The sequence below is a fragment of the Streptomyces sp. NPDC028907 genome (assembly GCF_055564995.1).
In genome coordinates, this window is record NZ_JBVHVE010000003.1 from 166,468 (window position 1) to 188,552 (window position 22,085).

Below are 22,085 nucleotides of genomic sequence, written 5' to 3' on the forward strand. Positions count from 1 at the left end.
CGTGTGCAGCACCGTTGCTGAGCTCACGTCCGCACTGGCCGCGCTGATAACGGCCCAGACCGATCGTAAGGCCGCGCGTAATGGGTAGGCGCCGCAGTCCCGCAGGCCAGTGGCAGAACATCGTTATTCGCGTCACGGCCGCCAAGATGCACGCCGCTGACTACACGGCCGTCCAACTTGCCGATCCCGCGCTTCGCGACCGTGTTTACGCGGAGATTGTTGAGGCGTTCACAGCCCCGGACAATCTGCCCTACGAAGTGGCTGCCGAGATAACCCAGCGCGAAGTGTGGCGACTCGTCAGTACCTGGGATCCGCGCGGTCCGCACGTAATCCGGCAGGTCTGAGCCGGCTCAGACCGTAACCAACCTACTCACCGTGAGTAGGTTGAATTCGCAGAGGAGAAATTGAATGCCCACCTACCGTTCCGAAGATCTCGCCAAGGACGCCAAGGACGTAGATCCGGTCCTGCTGGTCGCCCGCGATGCTGTTGTGAAGTACAGTGCCGGGCTCGAAACCGCTGGGGCGCCCGCGCTGGCGAATTCCATGATTCAGGCCGTCCTGGACGCTCAGGCCGCGCTGGCCCGGGTGAGCGAGTTCCCGCCTAGCCGCAGGGAGCGCGCGAACGCCATTTTGGCCGAGGCGGCTAAGCGATACAGCGAGTGGACGACTGATATCGGCACGGCCGAGCTGATCTACATGGCTGAGCAGGAAATGGCCATCCGAAAGTCGCTGGCTCCGCAGGAAGCGCTCGTAGCCCGTGAGGATGCAAAGCTGTTCCTGAATGGAGAGCGCACCCTTGGGGAGGCTGTCGCCAAGATGGTGGCCGCTGGCGGAATTGTGGCGAAGCTGGCCATGAGCGACTGGCTGGAGACCGTGTGTGCCGCGAATGGCGGGGACGCGAAGCTGGTGCGCGCTACTGCTCTGGGGGCGTACCTTCGCGCCAATCCAAATGATGAGGCTGCTAAGCGCCTATTGGCTGCCCCGTCGGCTTACGGCAAAATCAAGGCCGCCCTGCAGCATATTTCGTCTCGCCTGCCCGGCACGATGGATTCGCAGTTCGCTAAGCGTGCCATCGCCTGGAACAACGATTCGGCCGCCAAGGACCGTGAGATTGAAGCGCTGAGGGCTCAACTGAAGCGCAAGCAGGGCTAACACACATTCGGCGGGTCATCACAGCAGTGGTGGCCCGCCCCGCCTTTTCAACCACCAGGAGTTACCCCTTATGGCCCGCTTGCTTTTGCCTGTAATCGCGGTCGGCAAGGCCGCCCTAGAACCGTCCATCCCCGCTGTCATTCTCGCCGCTGATGGCGCCGCATGGGTTTCTCAGCCCGGTGACATGCTGCGGCTCACTAACTCGACAGAGGCAGCGGTGAATGTCCGTGTGCCCGCTACCTATCCGCCCGACGAGCCCTATGCGCGCGCCTTCACTATGCTGCCCGGCTCAGTGTGGTACACGAGAGTCGAGTCGGCACACTGGACGCAACCCGATGGGACGGTACACGTCGATACGGATTCTGACGGAGTGTCAGGCTTGGTGTTGACGCCAGGCCATGTCGATTTGTCCGCCGGATGAGAGTACGGGTCGCGGCCATGCGGCGCCTGCTGTATCAGGGCGTGGAGTATGTGGCTGGCGACGACATTGATATACCCGACGAGAACGCCCCCGGGTGGCTGGCTAACGGCCTAGTCGTTCCCGCTGATAATGACTGGCGCGGCGTGATTCCCGGAGCGCCTACAGCAGCGCCTACGGCCGCCCTAGAAGCGCTCCCAGGACCGCGCAAGGCACCACAGCAGCGCGCTAGGCGAAAGTCATGGACGCCATGCACGTGGAAACAGTGCCCCACCCTGGTATACGGCGGCGGGCGCTGCGATGAGCACAAGGGGTTGAACGGGACCACTGGCAAGAAACACGCACGGTCAAGCGCTGGGTACACGGATAAGCAGTGGGCGACCACACGGAAGCGAAAGCTCAAGGCTTCGCAGTGGTGTGAGAACAGCAAGGCGCATCCGCAATTGTCTGCGCCGCTGGCTACTGAGGTTCATCACATTGATGGGCTAGGCCCGTTGGGACCGAAAGGCCACGACCCTGCCAACCTGCTGAGCCTTTGCAAGTCGTGCCATTCACGGATCACAGCGCGAGAGCAACCGGGCGGTTGGAATGACCGCGAGTGATATCACGCAGCGTGATCAACGCACCCCCTCCCCCAGGGGCGGGAACCCGGTGACCACGGGGAGCTACACGCGGGGGAGGGCGGTCAGAGGTGCGCCCGGTTCAAAGAGTCCCTGAGCCGCAAAAATCGCTACGCAAAGTGAGGACCATTGGACATCGATAGCCCATATACAGGTCGTGGCCTGCTGCATATCGAAGACCAGCGGGCATACAACGAGGAGGCTCGCCGTGTTGGCTGGCCGATGCGTATATGCAATTTCTGCGGCCTTGAGGCTCGTACCCCCTGCCCACAACCCGATGGTGGCGCCCATGGCTGGTACTCGAATGCCGAAACGGTTAGCTGCGGCCCATGCCGAAACAGCGAATGGGCATCGGATTCCGAAATCCGCGCAGCCAAACGCGGACTGTCTGACAAGCCGTTCCGCCCCGGAGAGGACATGCATGACTAGCCAACCTATGCTCGCCGCGCTGGCCTGGCTCGAAGCGCACTGCACCGACGGGGAGTTGCCGCCTTACGCGCTGCGTGCCCTGAGTGGGCTTCTAAGCGTCCCTCATGGCCGTGTTAGCCCCGAGGCTGAGTCCATCCTTGCTGGCGTCCTACAGCGGCAATCAGCAGGCGGAGAGGCCCCGTTGCGCTTCGCCGGGTACGCCGAGGGTGGCGAAGTGCTTCGCGACCCATTGAGCGGCTGGAGCTACACATACGCGCCGGGTGAACCGATGGTGCGTATCTAGCGCGCATTCACGTCCATGAACGAATGCGCGCCAAATGCGCACACGAATGCGCCCCTCTTGTTCCCCACAAAGGGATCAGGAGGGGCGCATTTCGCGTCTGTTGGCGGGTGAAAATCCAAGGTCTTCGCCGGCTCGGGGTGCCAGGTGCGCTGACCTGCATGTTTCCTCGGACGTATGTTTGCAGTCACCTGCACAGACGCCAAGCCTTCCGGCGCCAGTAACTCCCGCTTGACCTATCGGCGTTGCTCAGGTACGGGGACGCCGTACGCTGGACAGCGAGGTGGTGTCGATGTCCGCAGGGTTGGCAGAGAACGTCCGCAAGTACCGGCGCCAACGAGGTTGGAGCCAAGAGCGGTTGGCCGAGGAATCAGACCTCTCGCTGAGCACCGTCCGGAAGGTCGAGCAGGGCGGACACGTCAGCATGGACACCCTTGCTGCGCTGGCCCGTGCGCTGGGGGTTGAGACTTCCGCCCTGTTCGCCAGCGAGTCGCCTGAGCCGGTACTAGGCCAGCAGGACGAAGCCAACCGGCGCCACCTTGCAGAGCTACGCCGTGCCCTGATGCCCCCTGTTGGCCTCTCTGCGCCTCTTGCGGCGCCCTCTGAGGCTGCGGAGCCATCGGCCGTCCGCCAGGGCGTAGCTGACGCTCACGCGCTGTATCAGGCAGATCGGTATACGTCTGTCGCCCGGAAGTTGCCCGGCTTGCTGCGCTCAGCTGAAGCGGCCGTAGGCATCCTTGAGGGCGAAGAGCAGCAGTACGCCATGGTTGCGCGGGCTCATGCGCTGCTGTTGGCGGGCAAGTACCTCACTCAGGTTCGCCAATACGACATGGCGTACCTCGCTCTCGCTGAGGCAATCCGGCTTGCCCGCGAGACTGGCCAAACTCAGTTGGCGGCAACGGGAGTTGTGGGCTTGTGCTGGTTGCTGCTGAGGCAGGACCGATTCGACGAGTCGGAGATTCTCGCAGCGCAGACAGCGACGGAGGTTGAGCCACGCATGTCTGAGGCCACTCCGGCGCAATTGGCTGTCTGGGGTGAACTCTGGCTCCGCGTTGCTGCTGCTGCTCGGCGGAACAATCGGCCGGACGTGGCCAAACATGCCCGGCGAATGGCAGGAACAGCCGGTGGCGCCCTTGAGAGGGAACACACCGACTTCCCGACTCATTGGTCGGCATTCGGCCCTGTGACCGCTGAGGCAAAGGCAGTCGAGGATCTTGCCCTTATCGGCGATGCGCGCGGTGTTCTCCGGCGTGCCGACGACGGACCACTCAGCGCAAAGGCCGTGAAGAACTTGGGTCGGCTCAGCACGAACAATTACGGCCGTCATCGGCTGGACGTTGCCCGCGCTCACACGCTGCTCGGCTCTCATCAGGATGCGATGGACGAACTAGTGAACCTGCGCGAGACGGCCGATGTATGGCTGACTCATCAGCCCATGGCACGGCGCGTAATGGTGGACATTCTGAAGACTCGCAAGCGCACGCTGACCGAGGAAATGCGGAGCATGGCGACACACCTTGGGGTAGCTGGGTGAACTACTGCGGAGCGTGTTAGTTCGTCGCGCGGCGCTGTCCAACTACCGCTCTGCGCACGTGGATTGGCGCTGGCGTCGCTCGTACGGTCCCCTTACCGATCAGCGACGAGGGGCGGACGATCATGTGCGCAAGCAGCGCGAGAGCACAGCTGTCGGAGGCAATGGAGCGCTTCGGCGAAGATGGAAAGCTGTTGGTCTTCAAAGACACCGCCGACCCGACCGCTGAGGGCGCCGACCTTACGTCGCTGCGCGAGCGGGTCTCTGAGGCCAATGCGCGCAGCAGGGGCGAAATCCTGTGAGCGAGAGAAGCGCTGAGTGCGCCTTGGCTGGCAAGCCTGGCTACCAAGGGCTTCACAGCGCGTGCAGGCGTACGAGGGACGTGCCCCTTCCCCACTCTTACGGCATCCTGCTGCTGCGTCGGTGCGGCTGTCCCTGTCACCGTAGGCCGAGCGCTTCGTAGCCTGCCCCGAGACTGCCCCCGTCCCCGTGGCGCCGGACGGGGGCTTCGTGCTGTCCGCATCCGCTGGTCAGACGGCCGACTAGTCTTGCCATCGTTCGTGGCGTAAGGTTTGCGTATTCCCACTTGGTCATGTGGCCGACTTTATCCGTTGCCCGCAGGGGGCCATGCGGCCGACCACGTCCAAGTTATCCACAGGCTGCCGCGTGACTCGCGCCGCGACTGGTTAGGCTCGAAGACGTGAGCAGGCTCCAGGTCGTCAGCGGCAAGGGCGGGACCGGAAAGACCACGGTCGCCGCCGCGCTCGCGCTCGCCCTCGCGACGGAGGGGAAGCGGACGCTTCTCGTCGAGGTCGAGGGCAGGCAGGGCATCGCGCAGCTCTTCGAGACAGAGGCGCTGCCTTATGAGGAGCGGAAGATCGCCGTCGCTCCAGGGGGCGGGGAGGTGTACGCCCTCGCCATCGACCCGGAACTGGCCCTTCTGGACTACCTCCAGATGTTCTACAAGATGGGCGGTGCGGGCCGGGCCCTGAAGAAGCTCGGCGCCATCGACTTCGCCACCACCATCGCGCCGGGCCTGCGTGACGTGCTCCTCACCGGCAAAGCCTGTGAGGCCGTACGCAGGAAGGACAAGGCAGGCCGGTTCGTCTACGACTACGTCGTCATGGACGCGCCGCCCACCGGACGCATCACCCGCTTCCTCAACGTGAACGACGAGGTCGCCGGGCTCGCCAGGATCGGGCCGATACACAATCAGGCGCAGGCCGTGATGCGGGTGCTGAAGTCGTCCGAGACGGCCGTGCACCTGGTGACGCTGCTGGAGGAGATGCCCGTCCAGGAGACCGTGGACGGGATCGCCGAGCTGCGGTCGGCGCGACTGCCGGTGGGGCGGATCATCGTGAACATGGTGCGGCCCGAGGTGTTGGACGCCGCCGATCTGGAACTCGTACGCAGTGTGCCGCGCGCCGCCGTCGCCAAGTCACTGTCCTCGGCCGGGCTCGGCGGGGCGCGGCGCGGCGGGAACGCCGAGCGGCTGGTGGACCCGCTGCTGACCCAGGCCGACGAGTACACCGAGCGGTACACGCTGGAGCACGAGCAGCGGGCGGTCCTGGCGGAGTTGGGGCTGTCGGCGCACGAACTGCCGCTGCTCGCCGAGGGCATGGACCTGGCAGGCCTGTACGAACTCGCGGGCGAGCTGCGGGAACAGGGCCTCACATGAGTCCGTTCACAAGTCGGGAGCCGTACGCGGTACGTCGGAAGCAGGGGATGTCATGAGTCGTCCGGAACCGGCCCAGGCGCAGGTCGCGACCCGCCACCACGCCCCGCACCTCTCCCCCGCGCGCGTCCTCGACCTCGACCCGCTGCTCGACGACCCGAAGACCCGCATCGTGGTGTGCTGCGGCTCTGGCGGCGTCGGCAAGACGACGACCGCGGCGGCGCTGGGGCTGCGGGCGGCCGAGCGGGGCCGCAAGGTGGTCGTGCTCACCATCGACCCGGCGCGCCGGCTCGCCCAGTCGATGGGCATCGACTCGCTGGACAACACCCCGCGCCGGGTGAAGGGCGTGGAGGGCGACGGCGAGCTGCACGCGATGATGCTCGACATGAAGCGCACCTTCGACGAGATCGTCGAGGCGCACGCGGACGGCGAGCGGGCGGCCGCCATCCTGGGCAACCCCTTCTACCAGTCGCTCTCGGCGGGCTTCGCGGGCACGCAGGAGTACATGGCGATGGAGAAGCTGGGTCAGCTGCGGGCCAAGGACGAGTGGGACCTGATCGTCGTCGACACGCCCCCGTCCCGCTCGGCACTGGACTTCCTGGACGCGCCCAAGCGGCTCGGCTCGTTCCTGGACGGCAAGCTGATCCGCGTCCTGCTGGCCCCGGCGAAGGTCGGCGGGCGCGCGGGGATGAAGTTCCTGAACGTCGGCATGTCGATGATGACGGGCGCGCTCGGCAAGCTGCTCGGCGGGCAGTTGCTGAAGGACGTACAGACCTTCGTGGCCGCCATGGACTCGATGTTCGGCGGCTTCCGCACGCGCGCGGACGCGACGTACAAGCTGCTCCAGGCGCCCGGGACGGCGTTCCTGGTGGTGGCGGCACCGGAGCGGGACGCGCTGCGGGAGGCCGCGTACTTCGTGGAGCGGCTGGCCGCCGAGGACATGCCGCTGGCGGGTCTGGTGCTCAACCGGGTCCACGGCAGCGGCGCCGACCGGCTGTCGGCCGAGCGGGCGCTCGCCGCCGCGGAAAATCTTGAAGAGCCCCGCATTGTGGATCAGGAGGGCGGGAAAGCTGGACTTCGTAACTCCCCCGACACGTACGACAGTTCAGAACCGGCCGCTTCCGAGGCACCGGCTCCCGACGCAGGCTCCCCCGCCGCCACGGACCCCGAGCGCACCGCGGCCACGGACGAACCGCACCCCGCCACCCCGCATGTGGAGCGGTCCGTCGACCAACTCACCGCAGGCCTGCTGAGGCTGCACGCCGAGCGCATGCGGCTGCTCTCCCGCGAGCAGCGCACACGCGACCGCTTCACCGCGCTGCACCCCGAGGTGGCCGTCGCCGAAGTGGCCGCGCTGCCCGGCGATGTGCATGACCTCGCGGGACTGCGGGACATCGGCAACCGGCTCGCGGCCCATCGGCCGGAGCTGCCTGGCGCCGCGGTCGACGCCTGAGGTCCGAGCGGGTCCGAGTCCGAGTGAGTCCCGCGCGGGCCTCGCCCGAGGAGGCCCGGGAGTCCCCGGAGTCCCGGGCCCTCAGCTCACCGCCGCATAGTTCTCGTACACCTCGTCGTCATCGAGCGGCAGGATGCCTGCCCCCCGCTCGTACTCCGTACGCGCCGTCTCCAACAGCCGGCGCCAGGAGGTCACGGTGGGCCGCCTGCGCAGCAGTGCGCGGCGCTCGCGCTCCGTCATTCCTCCCCACACGCCGAACTCGACGCGGTTGTCCAACGCGTCCGCCAGGCACTCCGTGCGCACCGGGCAGCCGGTGCACACCGCCTTGGCCCTGTTCTGCGCTGCTCCCTGAACGAACAGTTCATCCGGATCGGTAGTGCGGCAGGCCGCCTGCGCACTCCAGTCGACTACCCAGCCCATACCGGCGCCGTCCTCTCCCGAATCGAGGCTCCCCCACGGCGGCAGCGGCATATTCACCGCCGCCAGTTGAGGACGTTACGGAAGGTGGGCACAGCGCAACACCCCCTTCGGGCCCAATCTTGAATGGCCCGAACGGACTATGCGTAAGCGGCAGATCACCCGGGGGAGTGAGCTGGCGACATACGTGACCTTCCCGGCAAACCGGGACAGTTCTGTTGAGTCACAACGGACGCCGGATGACACACAAGGCGGATTCGGACACGCGCCCACCAAAAAAGTGGGGAACCTCCGCAACGATTCGGGGTCGCCGGACGTATTGATACGTGGCCGCACTGCTGTGACAGTTGAGAGCAGCTTAGGCCAAGGCCTGCACGCCTGTCCGGAAAATGGGAAGGTAAGCGGCTGACTTTGCCGTGCCATGGCTCACCTCGGCCCGCCGTGCCCTTCGCGGCTCCCGCACGGTCGGCCCTCGGTTCGCTCATCTCTACGGTTTAGGCTGCCTCCATGCCAAAGAAGCGCTCCGGCGGTGGTCTGTCGCCAACGCAGCAGGCCGCCAAGTTCCTCGGTGTCAGTGTGCTCGCGGGAGCCGTGCTGGCCGGTATCGCACTGCCCGCCGTAGGCGCGCTGGGACTCGCGGCCAAGGGTTCGGTCGAGAGTTTCGACGAGCTACCGGCCAACCTCAAGACGCCACCGCTGAGCCAGCGCACCACGATCCTCGACGCCAAGGGCGGCACGCTCGCCACGGTCTACTCACGCGACCGCACGGTGGTCGACCTCAAGGACATCTCGCCGTACATGCAGAAGGCGATCGTCGCGATCGAGGACGCCCGCTTCTACCAGCACGGCGCGGTCGACCTGAAGGGCATCCTGCGCGCCCTCAACCGCAACGCCCAGAGCGGCGGGGTCAGCGAGGGCGCGTCGACGCTGACGCAGCAGTACGTGAAGAACGTCTTCGTCGAGGAGGCCGGCGACGACGCGACGAAGGTCCAGCAGGCCACCCAGCAGACCCTCGGCCGCAAGATCAAGGAGCTGAAGTACGCGATCCAGGTCGAGGAGGAGCTCGGCAAGAAGAAGATCCTCGAGAACTACCTGAACATCACGTTCTTCGGCCAGCAGGCGTACGGCGTCGAGGCCGCCGCCCAGCGCTACTTCTCCAAGTCCGCCAAGGACCTCAAGCTCCAGGAAGCCGCGCTGCTCGCGGGCATCGTCCAGTCGCCCAGCCGCTACGACCCGGTCAACGACGAGGCCGAGGCCACCAAGCGGCGCAACATCGTCCTCCAGCGCATGGCCGACCTCGGCGACGTCTCCCAGGCGGAGGCCGACAAGGCCAAGGAGACGCCGCTGGGGCTGAAGGTCAGCAAGCCCAAGAACGGCTGCATCACGGCGGTCAAGGGCGCCAGTTTCTTCTGCCAGTACGTCGAGAAGGTCTTCCTCAGCGACCCGGTCTTCGGCAAGAACCGCGAGGCCCGCGCCAAGATCTGGAACCAGGGCGGCCTGACCATCACGACCACCCTCGACCCGCAGGCCCAGGAATCGGTCCAGGCCTCGCTCAAGGAACACGTCTACCAGGACGACAAGGTCGCCGCCGCGACCACCCTGGTCGAGCCCGGCACCGGCAAGATCCTCGGCATGGGCCAGTCGAAGCCGTACGGCTTCGGCAAGAACGAGACCGAGCTCAACTACTCCGTCGACAAGGCGTACGGCGGCTCGAACTTCGGCTTCCCGACCGGTTCGACGTTCAAGCCGTTGGTCGCGGCGGCCGCGCTGGAGGAGGGCCGGCCGCCGACGCAGGAGTACTCGTCGCCGTTCGAGATGCCGTACCCGAGCCCGGTGCAGACGTGTGACAGCACGCCGTGGACCAACATCAACAACGAGAAGCTGGAGAACGAGAGCGAGTCGGAGCGCGGCCCCTACCGCCTGAAGAAGGCGATGGAGCTGTCGGTCAACACCTACTTCGTGCAGATGATCGCCGACATCGGCCTCTGCCCGGTGGTCAACGTCACCGACAAGCTCCAGGTCCGCCAGGGCAACGGCGACAAGCTCCCGGAGAAGCCCGCCATCGCCCTCGGCTCCATCGGCCTCTCCCCGCTGACGATGGCGAGCGCGTACGCCGCCTTCGCCTCCCGGGGCATGTACTGCACGCCGATCGCCATCGAGTCGATCTCGCAGAAGGTCGGCGGCCAGCAGAAGTCCCTGGAGGTCCCGAAGTCGACCTGCTCGCGCGCGATGTCCGAGCAGACCGCGGACACCATCAACAACCTCCTCCAGGGCGTGGTCGACTCCGGTACCGGCAAGGAGGCCGGTCTCACCGACCGCGACAGCGCCGGCAAGACGGGTACGACGGACGAGCGCCGCAACGCCTGGTTCGTCGGCTACACGCCGAACCTCTCGGGCGCCGTCTGGGTCGGCAGCGCCACCCAGAAGGTCAAGATGCGCAACATCTACATCGGCGGCGTGTACAACGACCTGGTCTACGGCGGCCGCGTCCCCGGCCCGATCTGGCGCGACGCCATGATCGGCGCTCTGGATGGCAAGCCCGTCGAGAACTTCAAGCGCGTGCACATCCCGGACGACGAGGACAAGGGCCGGGGTGACGACGACGGCGACGACAACGGCAACGACGACGGGAACAACGGCGACGGCGGCGGCCTCATCGGCGGTCTGATCGGCGGCGGAGACGGTGGCAACAACGGCGGCGCCGACGGCGGCACGGACGGCGGTACGTTCCCGACGCCCACCTTCTCGATCCCCGAGGGCTGGTGGCAGGGCCAGTCGAACGGGAACGGCAACGGGGGGCGCGGCTGAGGCGGCGGCCCGGCCCGCCCGGCCTGAAGGCCGGCGTGACACGGAGAACGGCCCCTGGCGCCTCGTACGTACGAGGCGCCAGGGGCCGTTTCCGACGGGGCCGCTGGTCCCGCTGCCTGAGCGTCAGCCCGCCAGCAGCTTCTTGACGGCCGCGGCTACCCGGCCGCCCTCGGCGAGCCCGGCGACCTTCGGGTTCACGATCTTCATGACGGCGCCCATGGCCCGCGGGCCCTCGGCGCCGGCCGCCCTGGCCTCCTCGACGGCCTGGGCGACGATGTCGTTCAGCTCGTCGTCGCTGAGCTGCTTCGGCAGGTACGTGGCGAGGACCTCGCCCTCCGCCTTCTCCCGCTCGGCCTGCTCGGCACGACCACCCTGCGCGAACGCCTCGGCCGCCTCACGGCGCTTCTTCGCCTCGCGGGTGATCACCTTCTGCACCTCGTCGTCGGAGAGCTCGCGCTTCTCCTTGCCCGCGACCTCCTCCTTGGTGATCGCGGCGAGCGTCAGCCGGAGCGTCGAGGAGCGGAGCTCGTCGCGCTCCTTGATCGCGGCGTTGAGGTCTTCCTGAAGCTTCGACTTGAGCGTGGTCATGGGGTGATTGTCGCAGGTGTGGGGGGCGGAACGCCCGTTGATTTCAAGGGGGGTGCGGGGAGTGCGCCGAGGCTGCCCGGTACGTGGCCCTCCCCCGGTCTGACACGATGGTCGTATGCGTGCGCGATACGGAGTACCCCTGGGAATCACGGCGGTTGGCGCCGCCGGTCTGCTGTACTCGGCGGGTTTCGAGGCCCGTTCCTTCCGCCTGCGACGGGTGACGATCCCCGCCCTGCCCACGGGGATGCGCCCGCTGCGTGTGCTCCAGGTCTCCGACATCCACATGGTCGGCGGCCAGCGCAAGAAGCAGCGCTGGCTGCGCTCGCTGGCCGGCCTGCGCCCGGACTTCGTGATCAACACCGGCGACAACCTGTCCGACCCGGAGGGCGTGCCGGAGGTGCTGGACGCGCTGGGCCCGTTGATGGAGTTCCCGGGCGCGTACGTCTTCGGCTCGAACGACTACTACGGCCCGAAGCTGCGCAACCCCGCCCGCTATCTGCTGGAGAAGACCCAGGGCCGCCACGGCCTGAACGGCAACCCGCCTGCGGTCGGCGCGATCCACAACCCGTGGGAGGACCTGCGGGACGGTTTCGACGCGGCGGGCTGGCTGAATCTGACGAACACGCGGGGGACGCTCAAGGTCGAGGGCGTGTCCGTGGAGCTCACCGGCCTGGACGACCCGCACATCAAGAGGGACCGCTACCAGCAGGTGGCGGGCGGCCCGTCCGGCGCCGCGGACTTCGCGATGGGCGTGGTGCACGCGCCGTACCTGCGCGTCCTGGACGCGTACACGGCCGACGACTACCCCCTGATCCTGGCCGGCCACACCCACGGCGGCCAGCTCTGCATCCCCTTCTACGGCGCCCTGGTCACCAACTGCGACCTGGACGCGGACCGAGTGAAGGGCCTGTCCACGCACACGGCGGAAGGCCGTACGTCCTACTTGCATGTCTCGGCAGGCTGCGGCACGAACCGCTACACGCCGTTCCGGTTCGCGTGTCCGCCGGAGGCTACGTTGCTGACGCTGGTGGGGCGGGAGTAGGAACAGAGGAAACAGAGGGACCGGGGCCGCTAACGCCGCGCGGCGACGCGCTCATGGCCAGGGGGACGCGATCAGGGGGACGGCACGGCCATTCGGCCATGACGTGGTCCTGATCACGCCCCCCTCCCTCTAACCCGCACGGACCACCCATATCGCCCGTTTCGCCCACGCTGCTTAGCGTGAGGGCATGACCGCCCCGATACCCAGGGACATCCCGGACCTCCCCGCGATACCGGGCATCCCCGCGCTGCTGCCCTCCCACGTCCCCGCCACGGCGGTGGTGCCTCCGGTACGCCGCCCCCTGGCCGCCACGTACCGCCTGCTGGTCGCCCTGACCGCGGCGGCGGCGGTGTCACTCGAACTGGCCCTCGGCAGCCCTCTGCGCACCTTGAGTCACTTCGCGATCCAGAGCAACATCCTGCTGGCCGCGGTCCTCACCCTCTCCGCCCGCCGCGCCTGGACCGCCCGCCGGCCCCTCCCGTCCTCACTCACGGGCGCCGCTCTGCTCTACGTCATCGTCACGGGCCTCACCTACCACGTGCTCCTGGCCAACGAGGCGAGCCCCTACACGCTGCCCGGCGTCCTCACGAGCGAGGCCGCCGACCCGACGGGCTGGCACGCGATCACCACCCAGGTCCTGCACACGGCGACGCCCATCGCGGCCCTGCTGGACTGGCTGCTCCTGACGGCCCCCGGCCGACTGCGCCTCCGCCCGACAGCCACCTGGATGCTCTACCCCCTCACCTACCTGGCGTTCACCCTGGTCCGGGGCGAGCTCCTCCTGCCCGGCACGCCGGCCCGCTACCTCTACCCCTTCCTCGACGTGGCCCAGCACGGCTACCGCAGCATCCTGGCGAACGCCCTCCTCATCGGCCTCGCCAGCTACGCCCTGGCCATCGTCCTCGTGGCCCTCGACCACGCCCGCCCCAACCCACTCCGCCACCGCCTGCGCCACCGCGCGAAAACCGGATTTCGTCTCCAGCCACCGGTGGGCTAAAGTAAACGTCGTCGCCGCGACAAGCAGTGACATCGGGGTGTAGCGCAGCTTGGCAGCGCGCTTCGTTCGGGACGAAGAGGTCGTGGGTTCAAATCCCGCCACCCCGACAGTGAAGTACCAGGTCAGGGGCCTGATCCGCTTAGCGGGTCGGGCCCCTGAGTGGTTCCGGGGGCCATTCCGGGTGCTATTTGGGAGCCGCCCGGAATCCGGCTCCCGAGCGCGAACTGCGCCAGGGACTGGCCGGAGGCCGCCGAGCCGATCTGTCTTCGCAGCTCCGTTTCGAAGGTCACGACGGCTCTGCTCAGCAAGTCCGGTCCACCAGGGGTCAGCTCGACAACCGCGGAGCCCCGGGCTTTCGGATGAGGGCGACGCCGGCGATACCCGGCCGCCTCGATGCGGTCGACGACCTTGCTTGTGCCGCCTTGCCGTGATGCCGCACTCCTGGGCGATGTCCTAGCTCTCCGGTAGGCGCGGAGGAGGACCGCCAGACCTTCGCGGACAACATCCTCACCGCCGTCCGTGCGCCCGGGTGGGACGTGGCCTTCGAGCCGATCAGCCCCGAGGAGATGCGTACCTCGATCGCACCCTTGATCGGCGAAGGTCCCGCAGTGGCCGGCGGACATGGGTCTTGCCTGATCACTCGTACGCCGTTCGGGTCGACGAGTTCCCCCCAAGGGCCCGTCCGAAGCGCACACCCGGCGCGCCCTTCGCCGACCTCGTGGCCTTTCGACGACGGCTCGGCCGGGTGCCACGCGCCGTTGTGGGAGCCGTATCGAGGGCCGAAAACGGCGATGGGGTGAAGGTCCTGGAAGGCCTTCACCCCATCGCCAGGGAGAGGATGGATCACACCGCGCCCTCGGCGACCGGGGCGTCCACGGCCGGGGCGTCCTCGACCGGGGCTTCGTCCACCGGAGCGTCGTCAGCCGGGGCCTCGTCAGCCGGGGCTTCCTCGACCGGGGCCTCCTCGACCGGGGCTTCCTCGACCGGGGCTTCCTCCGCGGGCTCCTCCTCCACGGGGGCTTCGTCGGCAGGCTCGTCCTCGGCGGGGGCTTCCTCCGCCGGGGCCTCGTCAGCCGGCTCCTCCTCCGCGGGAGCCTCGTCCGCGGGCTCCTCCTCAGCCGGGGCCTCCTCCGCCGGCTCCTCCTCGTCCTTGTTCTCGTCCTCCTTGTTCTCGTCCTCCTTGTTCTCCTCGTCCTTGTTCTCGTTCTCGTCCTTGTTCTCGTCCTTGTTCTCCTCCTCCTTCTCGTCCTTCTTGTCCTCGTCCTTCTCCTCCAGCTCCTCGGCCTTCTTCTCGTCCTTGAACTGGTTGTTGTTGTTGATGTTGATATTGATGATGTTGATGTTGATGTTGTTCTGGACGAAGAAGTTGGCCTTGTTGTGGCTCTGGACGAAGTAACGGGGGTGGCCGTCCTTCATCGCGTAGAAGCAGTCGTGGTCGTCGTCCCAGTAGAACTTGATCTCCTTCCACCAGCACGAGTACTTCTCGTCCTTGTCCTCCTTGAAGTGGTCCTTGTAGTACTTCTTGTCCCAGCAGTACTTCTTCTTGTCCTTCTTCTTGTCCTTCTTCCCCTTCCCCTTGTGCTTGTCCTTGCCCTTTTGCTCCAGGGTCTTGGTCACGCCCGAGTCGGGCATTGTGGTCGCCGATGCCGCGCCGGCCGGCAGGATTACGGCGCCGCCGATCACTACGGCGGATGCGGTCAGGGTTGCCAGGCCCAGCGCTCGCTTGCCGACGACGCCGTCACGCTTGCGGGTAATGCGGTTCATGGTTTTCTCCTCGTGAATCGAAAGGCGCTTTTCTCACGCCCGGGGCCTCGGTCTCTTTGCGGTGTTTCCGGTGAGGCCCGCACTTCAATGAAGCCGGAGTTTCGGAGCAGGGTCATGCTCCGAAGACTCGGGACTTGACGGAGGAGAAAAAGGTGCGTAAAAGGGGGCCCGCTCCCGCCCTGCGGGCGCCCCGCACTTGCGCGCGTGCAGTCGGTCTTCCAACACGTCCAGGCGGGCACCGGAGAGCCGGACCGCGCGCAAGGGTCGGCTGTTGTCCGAGGGGGGGCCGGTCCGGCTGCTGGTCGGGCTCGCCAGCTCGGTCGACGCGGGGTCGGGGGCGCCGGCCCGTCCGCGGCGCCCGGGTGGCGGAGTGGGAGTACGGGCATCAGCTCGCCCAGTTCGACGCGGCGCTGGCGGACGGTACGGCCGCGCGGCGCGGTGCGTTCGGCCGGCGCCGGGGTGGGCACCGGCCGATCGAGCCCGGCGTCCTGCCGCGGTACTCGACCACCTCTGCTCCATCGGGCTGCCGATCGGCGTCGCGGTGTTCGCCCCGGGCGCCCTGCAGGCGTGCGCCGGCCGGGTGCACGTCACCGACCGGACCGTCGGCGGGAGGGTGTTCGCGGCGGTCGTGATCAGCCCGACGCGGACGGGCGCCGCGTCGGGCTGATCACGCAGTTCGGAATCGTCGGCAGCGAGGTGCACACGGCGTGGGAACACCTCGCGGCATCACTGCCCGGCGTCCGGGCGTCTGGGCCGGGCTTACCGCGTCGTCCGGCACCGGTCCCTCCCCTCGTGGGGACCGGTGCCGGACGGCGGCGAGGTGTCGATCCGTACCGTCCGTGCGGACGGGTCAGCGCGGATCGAGCAGGACGGGGGCGGCGCCGGGTGCGGGTGACGGTTGCGGAAGGTGATCCTTCGGAAGGTGTCCGAGAACATGCGGCGCCATGAGTGGTCTCTCCGGGCTCTGGGCTGGTGGCCTGCCTGAGTGACGCGCGGGAGGTGCGCACTGCCGTCGTGATCCTGCCAGTCGAAGGGTGCGCGCGAGGAGCATCCGGTCTCCGGAGGCCACTCTTACCGCAGGTCAGCCGTATAAAGTGAGTTTTCCGGTCCGGATGTCCAGGTGTGGCGGAGTGAGGAGTGGAGGCCTTGAGTTCCGACTCGGCGGCGCGCACAGCCTTCGCGGAACGGCTTGCGCTGCTCTACAAGGAGGCCGGTAACCCTCCCCTCAAGAGCGTGGCCGAGGCGGTCGTCCGGCTTCAGCGGGTGGACGAGCGGGGGCGGCCCGTACGGGTGTCCGCGCAGCGGATCAGTGACTGGCGTCGGGCCAAGAACGTGCCCGCGCAGTTCGCCGCGTTGTCGGCCGTCCTGCACGTCCTGATCCCGCAGGCCCGGCGGGCGCGGCCCACGCCTGTCTCCGCCGGACTGTACGAGCTGGGCCAGTGGCAGCGCCTGTGGGAGCGGGCGACGTCCGGGGAAGAGGAGGAGCAGACTCCGGCGGTCGAGGCCCCTGCCGTGGCCGGCGGGGTGTGTCCGTATCGGGGGCTGGCCTCGTACCGGCAGGAGGACGCCCGCTGGTTCTTCGGCCGGGAGCGGAGCACCGACGCCCTGGTCGCCCAGCTGCGTGCCGTGGAGAAGACCGGCGGCCTCGTGATGCTCGTCGGCGCCTCGGGCGCAGGGAAGTCCTCCCTGCTGAACGCCGGTCTGGTGCCCGCCCTGCGGAACGGCGTGCTGGGCAGGGAGAACGGCGGCCCGGTCGGCCCGGTGGTGCAGCTGGTGCCGGGCGCCGATCCGCTCGGCGAGCTGACGCGCCGCGTGCCGGAGCTCGCGAAGGTCGTCTCCACCTCCGGGTCGAGAGTGTCGGAGACGTCGCAGGAGCCGGACGGCGCGAGCAGCCCGGCGGGGCCTGGCGGCCTCGACGGGGCGTACGAGACCCGCGTCGACGCCCCCGCCACGGGCCTCGCGGACGCCACCCGCGCCGCCGTCCTCGCCTGGGCCCGGCGCGAGGCGTCCCCGTCCGCGGCTCCGACCACCCCTCCGGTCCTGATCGTCGACCAGTTCGAGGAGACCTTCACCCTCTGCGCCGACGAAGCCGACCGCCGTACCTTCATCCAGCTCCTGCACGCCGCCTGCACCCCCGCCCAGCCCGGAGACCTCCCGCCCGTCCTCGTCGTCCTCGGCATCCGCGCCGACTTCTACGAGCAGTGCCTGGCCCACGCCGAGCTGGCCGACGCCTTGCAGCACCGGCACATGGTGCTCGGCCCGCTGACCACGCCGGAGCTGCGCGAGGCGGTGACCGGGCCGGCGAAGGCGGTGGGGCTGGAGCTGGAGCCCGGACTGGCGGAGCTGATCGTGCGGGAGGTGACGGCGGACGGGCCACGCGGGACACATGACGCGGGGGTGCTGCCGCTGCTGTCGCACGCGCTGCTCGCCACCTGGCAGCGGCGCAAGGCCGGGCGGCTGACGCTGGCCGGGTATCGCGCGGCCGGCGGGATCCAGGGCGCCGTCGCCGCCACCGCCGAGCGTGCCTGGTCCGGCCTCGACCCGGCGGCCCGGACCGCTGCGCGGCTGCTGCTGCTGAGGCTGGTCCGGCTCGGCGAGGACACCCAGGCGACCCGGCGGCGCGGGACGCGGCGGCAGCTTGCGGCGGAGTCGACGGATCCAGGCAAGACGGAGGAGTCCCTCGAAGCGCTGGTGCGGGCCCGGCTGGTGACGCTGGACGCGGAGACCGTGGAGATCACGCACGAGGCGCTGCTGCACGCCTGGCCCCGGCTGCGGGACTGGATCGACGAGGACCGGCAGGACAACCTGCTGCGCCAGCGGCTGGAGGAGGACGGCCGGGCCTGGGAGGGCTCGAACCGTGACTCGTCGCTGCTGTACCGGGGGTCCCGGCTGGAGCAGGCCCACGGCTGGGCACGGTCCGCGGGAGACACCTTCCTGACCCGGAGCGCGGTGGAGTTCCTGGCCGCCTCGGTCCGGCTGCGCCGGCGCACGGTGTGGATCATGCGGAGCGCGGTCGCCGCGCTGGTCGCGCTGGCGATGCTGGCCGTGGGTGCGGCGGTGGTCGCCTGGCAGCAGCGGGACGACGCCATGTTCGCGCAGGTCCTCGCCGAGGCCGACCGGTTCCAGTACACCGACCCGTCGCTGTCCGCCCAGCTCGACCTGGTCGCCCACCGGCTGCGCCCGGACGACGAGGACGCCACCAGCCGGCTGATCTCGATCGTGAACGCGCCGCTGGCCACACCCCTGCTCGGCCACACCGGCGCCGTCTACCTGACCACGTTCAGCCCGGACGGCAAGCTCCTGGCCACCGCCAGCTACGACCGGACCGTACGGCTGTGGGACGTGTCCGACCCGGAGCGCCCCAAGCCTCTGGGCAAGCCGCTGACCGGGCATGAGAGCTGGGTGAGCAGCGCCGTCTTCAGCCCGGACGGCGACACCCTCGCCAGTGCCTCGGACGACGGCACGGTACGGCTGTGGGACGTGCGGGACCCGAGCCGGCCGCGTCCTCTCGCCACGCCGCTGACCAAGCACGGCGGCACGATCTACCTGGTCGCGTTCAGCCCGGACGGCCGCACCCTCGCCTCCGTCAGCGAGGACCGCACAGTACGCCTGTGGGACGTGTCCGATCCGCGGCGGCCGGGGGCGCTCGCCACGCTGACCGGAGCCGGCGCCGCCGTGCGGTCCGTGGCGTTCAGCCCGGACGGCGACACACTGGCGGCCGGGGGCGACGACAAGAAGATCCGGCTCTGGGACGTGTCCGAACCGGGTCGGCCGCAGGCGCTTTCCACGCTGACCGGGCACACCGCCCTGGTGCACTCCGTCGCGTTCAGCCCGGACGGCCGCACCCTCGCCAGCGGCGGCGCGGACGACACGATCCGGCTGTGGGACGTGACCGACCCGCGCCGCGGCAGCCAGCTCGGCGCCCCGCTCACCGGGCACACCGGCCCGATCTGGTCGGTGGCCTTCAACCCCGCCGGCACCATGCTGGCCGCCGCCAGCGCCGACAGCACCGCGAGCCTGTGGAACGTCAGCGACCGTTCGTACCCCTCGCAGGTCGGCGAGCCCCTCGCGGGTGCCAGCGGCGAGATGTACGCGCTCGGGTTCAGCCCCGACGGCCGTACCCTCGCCACCGGCAGCGGCGACAGCAAGGTGCGGCTGTGGTCGATCCCGACGTCGGACATGATCGGCGGCAACGGGGCGTTCCGCCCGGACGGCAAGGTGCTCGCCACGGCCGCGCGCGACGGACGGATCCGGCTGTGGGACGTACGGCATCCCGCCCGGCCGGTGGCGCTGAGCAAGCCGTTCCTGCCCGGGGACACCGGCCAACGCTCCCAGGTGTTCTCGCCCGACGGCAGGACGCTCGCGGTGACGACGGGCCAGCAGAGCGTGCGCCTGTGGAACGTCGCCGACCCGGCCCACCCGGTCTCCTACGGCTCCCCGATCACGCTGCGCACCCGCTTCATGGGGCCCGACGCGCTGGCGTACAGCCCGGACGGCCGCACGCTGGCCACGGCCTACGACGAGCGCACCATCCGGCTGTGGGACGTCAGTGACCCCGCCCATGTCGTACCGCTCGGCCCGCCCGTCACCGGGCACGGCGGCTACATCAACTCGCTCGCCTTCAGCCCGGACGGCCGCACCCTCGCCAGTGGCAGCGCGGACGCCACGATCCGGCTGTGGAAGGTGACCGACCCCCGCCGTCCCACGCTGCTCGGCAGCCCGCTCACCGGTCACACCGGGCCGGTCAACGCGCTCGCCTACAGCCCGGACGGCCATACGCTGGCCAGCGGCAGCGACGACGACGACGTACGACTGTGGGATGTCACCGACCCGAGCGCGGCGGCCCGGCACGGCGACCCGCTCAGCGGCCACACCGAGGCGGTCGTCTCGCTGACGTTCAGCAAGGGCGGTCGCTATCTGGCCAGCGGCGGCAACGACAACACGGTCCGGCTGTGGAACGTCGCCGACCCGTCCGACGCCTCGCCCATCGGCCAGGCGATGAGCCCCAACGCCAAGACGGGCAACTTCCTGTCGTTCAGCCCCACGAGCCACATGCTCGGCGTCTCCAGCGGCACGGACACCGTCCGGCTGTGGAACCTGGACGTCGACCAGGCGGTCCGCCGCGTCTGCGGGACGACGGAGGGCGTACTGACCCGGGAGAAGTGGCACGAGTACCTGCCCCGGTTGTCGTACGAACCGCCGTGCGCGGGATAGCGGGACCAGCTCCGCACGGTCCGTGACAGGGTCGGAACGCTGTGACACGACAGGGGCTCGCCGGACAGCGGTTTCCGTGATCCCGATCACAACCCCTCCTCACAGCGGATCAGGCGGCTCCCGTGAGGCAGGCAGCCTTGTTACTGTGGGCGCAGCCCGATCGCTGGTGCATCCCCCGTCGCCAGCGGTCGGGCCTTCTCATGCCTCCGGGCAGGAGTCGTGAGGGGTCGTGAACAGTCGTACGCTGATCCTGTCCGACCCCGGACAACAAGCCGGTGACCGCCAGTGCCGAAGGCGTACGAAGTGATCACGGACGACCTGCGAGGCCCCCGCAGTGCGCTGCTCCGCGACAACCACCGCCACCAGTGGGAGAAGGACCGGGCCCGCCGCCCCCTCACCACGCGGGCCGCGACCGGCGCCACGGAACGCGATTGCGGCCTTCGGGTGGGGGACCTCGTCTTCCACGCGTGCTACCGCGAGGTCGCCGCGCCCCCGCGACTCGCGGCCGCCTTCGGCGTACCGGAGGGGATCCCCCTGCTGGAGCGCACCTACCGGACCCGGTGCGCCACCGAGAGCGCCCCGTTCAGCCTGGTGACGTCCTACCTGGTGCGCGAGATGATCGCCGCCAACCCCGACCTGCTGGACGACGCCAACGAGCCCTGGCCGGGCGGCACCCAGAACCAGCTCTACACGGTCGGCATCGAGGTGGGCCGCGTCGAGGAACGGGTCACCGCGCGCCCGCCGACGCCGCGCGAGGCCCGGGAGCTGGACCTGCCGCCGGGGACGTCGGTGATCCTGCTGCGCAAGACGTCGTACGACATCACCGAACGCGTCGTGGACCTCTCCGAGGTCACGCTGCCCGGCGACCGCGCCGAGCTGCTCTTCACCACATCCCTGGAAAGGTGGTGAGCGCGGCCTTGACCCGGCGCATCACCGTCGTCACCGCTGTCCACGGCCCGTCGGCGGTGTTCCTGCCCGATGCCCACAAGTCGCTGTGCGAACAGCAGTTGCCGGCCGGCTGGGAGTGGCAGTGGGTGATCCAGGAGGACGGACAGACGGACGCGGTCCGCCCCTACGTCCCCGACGACACGCGGGTGACCTTCCGACAGGGCCGTCCCGGGGGTCCCGGCGTGGCGCGCACCATCGCGCTCGCGCACACCGAGGGTGAGTACGCGAAGATCCTGGACGCCGACGACCAGCTCACCCCGGGCGCCCTCGCCCGCGACCTCGCGGTCCTGGAGGCCGACCCCGACATCGGCTGGACGACCTCCCGGGTCCTGGACCTCCTGCCGGACGGCTCGACGGCCGGCTTCCCGGGTGACCCGGCCGACGGGCCGATCGAACCGGGCGCCGTACTGGACTTCTGGACGGCGAACGACTTCCGCGCCCCGGTCCACCCGGCGACCCTGTGCGTACGCCGCGAACTGCTGCTCGCCCTCGGCGGCTGGATGGCCCTGCCCGCCTCCGAGGACACCGGCCTGCTGCTCGCGCTGGGTTCGGTGAGCCGGGGCTGGTTCTCGGCGGAGGCAGGGCTGCTCTACCGCAAGTGGGACGGTCAGATGACCGGCCAGCCGGCCCACGTGGACCCGGCGGAGCGGCGGGCCCGGATGGCCGTGGTGGCGGCGCGGGCCCGGGCGCTGGCGTCCTTCGGGTGGCGGTGGCCGCCCGCCACTCGCTGAGGGCGCCTCAAGGACCTC

The 22,085-nt window shown here is 69.0% G+C and carries 14 protein-coding genes and 1 tRNA gene; 12 read left to right on the plus strand and 3 right to left on the minus strand.

The annotated features are described in order from the left end of the window. The first annotated feature begins 408 nt into the window (after positions 1 to 408). The 5 genes from ACZ4UU_RS09720 to bagB all read left to right on the plus strand — a co-directional run bounded on the left by ACZ4UU_RS09720 (position 409) and on the right by bagB (position 7,558). Positions 409 to 1,152: a hypothetical protein gene (locus ACZ4UU_RS09720; protein WP_468038160.1), complete on the plus strand. Its 744-nt coding sequence runs from the start codon at positions 409 to 411 to the stop codon at positions 1,150 to 1,152. Positions 1,153 to 3,191: 2,039 nt separating this feature from the next. After that, entirely contained in the window at positions 3,192 to 4,433 is a 1,242-nt protein-coding gene (locus ACZ4UU_RS09725) for a helix-turn-helix domain-containing protein (protein ID WP_468038162.1), read from the plus strand. Between the two features lie 122 nt (positions 4,434 to 4,555). Beyond that, on the plus strand, positions 4,556 to 4,732 hold the full coding sequence (locus tag ACZ4UU_RS09730) for a hypothetical protein (protein WP_468038164.1): 177 nt from the start codon (positions 4,556 to 4,558) through the stop codon (positions 4,730 to 4,732). Between the two features lie 398 nt (positions 4,733 to 5,130). Then, complete coding sequence (bagA, locus tag ACZ4UU_RS09735; RefSeq protein ID WP_468038166.1) at positions 5,131 to 6,108, plus strand: ATPase BagA; 978 nt, start codon at positions 5,131 to 5,133, stop codon at positions 6,106 to 6,108. Positions 6,109 to 6,160: 52 nt separating this feature from the next. After that, positions 6,161 to 7,558: an ATPase BagB gene (gene bagB, locus ACZ4UU_RS09740; RefSeq protein WP_468038168.1), complete on the plus strand. Its 1,398-nt coding sequence runs from the start codon at positions 6,161 to 6,163 to the stop codon at positions 7,556 to 7,558. 81 nt (positions 7,559 to 7,639) lie between these two features. Here the strand turns inward: bagB and wblA are convergent, their stop codons facing one another. Next, complete coding sequence (wblA, locus tag ACZ4UU_RS09745) at positions 7,640 to 7,978, minus strand: transcriptional regulator WblA (RefSeq protein ID WP_062697668.1); 339 nt, start codon at positions 7,976 to 7,978, stop codon at positions 7,640 to 7,642. Positions 7,979 to 8,482: 504 nt separating this feature from the next. On the opposite strand from wblA, the gene ACZ4UU_RS09750 reads away from it, so the two are divergent. Further along, positions 8,483 to 10,783 carry a transglycosylase domain-containing protein gene (locus ACZ4UU_RS09750; RefSeq protein WP_468038171.1) on the plus strand — a complete coding sequence of 767 codons (2,301 nt, stop codon included), beginning with the start codon at positions 8,483 to 8,485 and terminating at the stop codon, positions 10,781 to 10,783. 123 nt (positions 10,784 to 10,906) lie between these two features. Here ACZ4UU_RS09750 and ACZ4UU_RS09755 read toward each other — a convergent pair whose 3' ends face one another. After that, a complete protein-coding gene (locus ACZ4UU_RS09755) occupies positions 10,907 to 11,371 on the minus strand; it encodes a GatB/YqeY domain-containing protein (protein ID WP_383449422.1) in 465 nt (154 codons plus the stop codon). Between the two features lie 115 nt (positions 11,372 to 11,486). Here ACZ4UU_RS09755 and ACZ4UU_RS09760 point away from each other — a divergent pair, with 115 nt between their 5' ends. The 3 genes from ACZ4UU_RS09760 (at position 11,487) to ACZ4UU_RS09770 (ending at position 13,517) form a co-directional block, all read left to right on the plus strand. Beyond that, positions 11,487 to 12,413: a metallophosphoesterase gene (locus ACZ4UU_RS09760; protein ID WP_468038173.1), complete on the plus strand. Its 927-nt coding sequence runs from the start codon at positions 11,487 to 11,489 to the stop codon at positions 12,411 to 12,413. 187 nt (positions 12,414 to 12,600) lie between these two features. Next, on the plus strand, positions 12,601 to 13,410 hold the full coding sequence (locus tag ACZ4UU_RS09765; protein WP_468038175.1) for a Pr6Pr family membrane protein: 810 nt from the start codon (positions 12,601 to 12,603) through the stop codon (positions 13,408 to 13,410). A gap of 33 nt (positions 13,411 to 13,443) precedes the next feature. Further along, a tRNA-Pro gene (locus tag ACZ4UU_RS09770) sits at positions 13,444 to 13,517 on the plus strand. Positions 13,518 to 14,253: 736 nt separating this feature from the next. Here ACZ4UU_RS09770 and ACZ4UU_RS09775 read toward each other — a convergent pair. Beyond that, positions 14,254 to 15,174: a hypothetical protein gene (locus tag ACZ4UU_RS09775; protein ID WP_468038177.1), complete on the minus strand. Its 921-nt coding sequence runs from the start codon at positions 15,172 to 15,174 to the stop codon at positions 14,254 to 14,256. Positions 15,175 to 16,311: 1,137 nt separating this feature from the next. On the opposite strand from ACZ4UU_RS09775, the gene ACZ4UU_RS09780 reads away from it, so the two are divergent. From ACZ4UU_RS09780 to ACZ4UU_RS09790, 3 genes are all read left to right on the plus strand, one after another. After that, the gene (locus tag ACZ4UU_RS09780; protein WP_468038179.1) at positions 16,312 to 20,388 is read left to right on the plus strand and encodes an nSTAND1 domain-containing NTPase; all 4,077 of its coding nucleotides are present in this window, start codon (positions 16,312 to 16,314) and stop codon (positions 20,386 to 20,388) included. A 285-nt stretch (positions 20,389 to 20,673) separates the two neighbouring features. Continuing rightward, a complete protein-coding gene (locus tag ACZ4UU_RS09785) occupies positions 20,674 to 21,297 on the plus strand; it encodes a UTRA domain-containing protein (RefSeq protein WP_468038181.1) in 624 nt (207 codons plus the stop codon). Between the two features lie 8 nt (positions 21,298 to 21,305). Next, a complete protein-coding gene (locus ACZ4UU_RS09790) occupies positions 21,306 to 22,067 on the plus strand; it encodes a glycosyltransferase family 2 protein (protein ID WP_468038183.1) in 762 nt (253 codons plus the stop codon). Positions 22,068 to 22,085 lie beyond the last annotated feature (18 nt).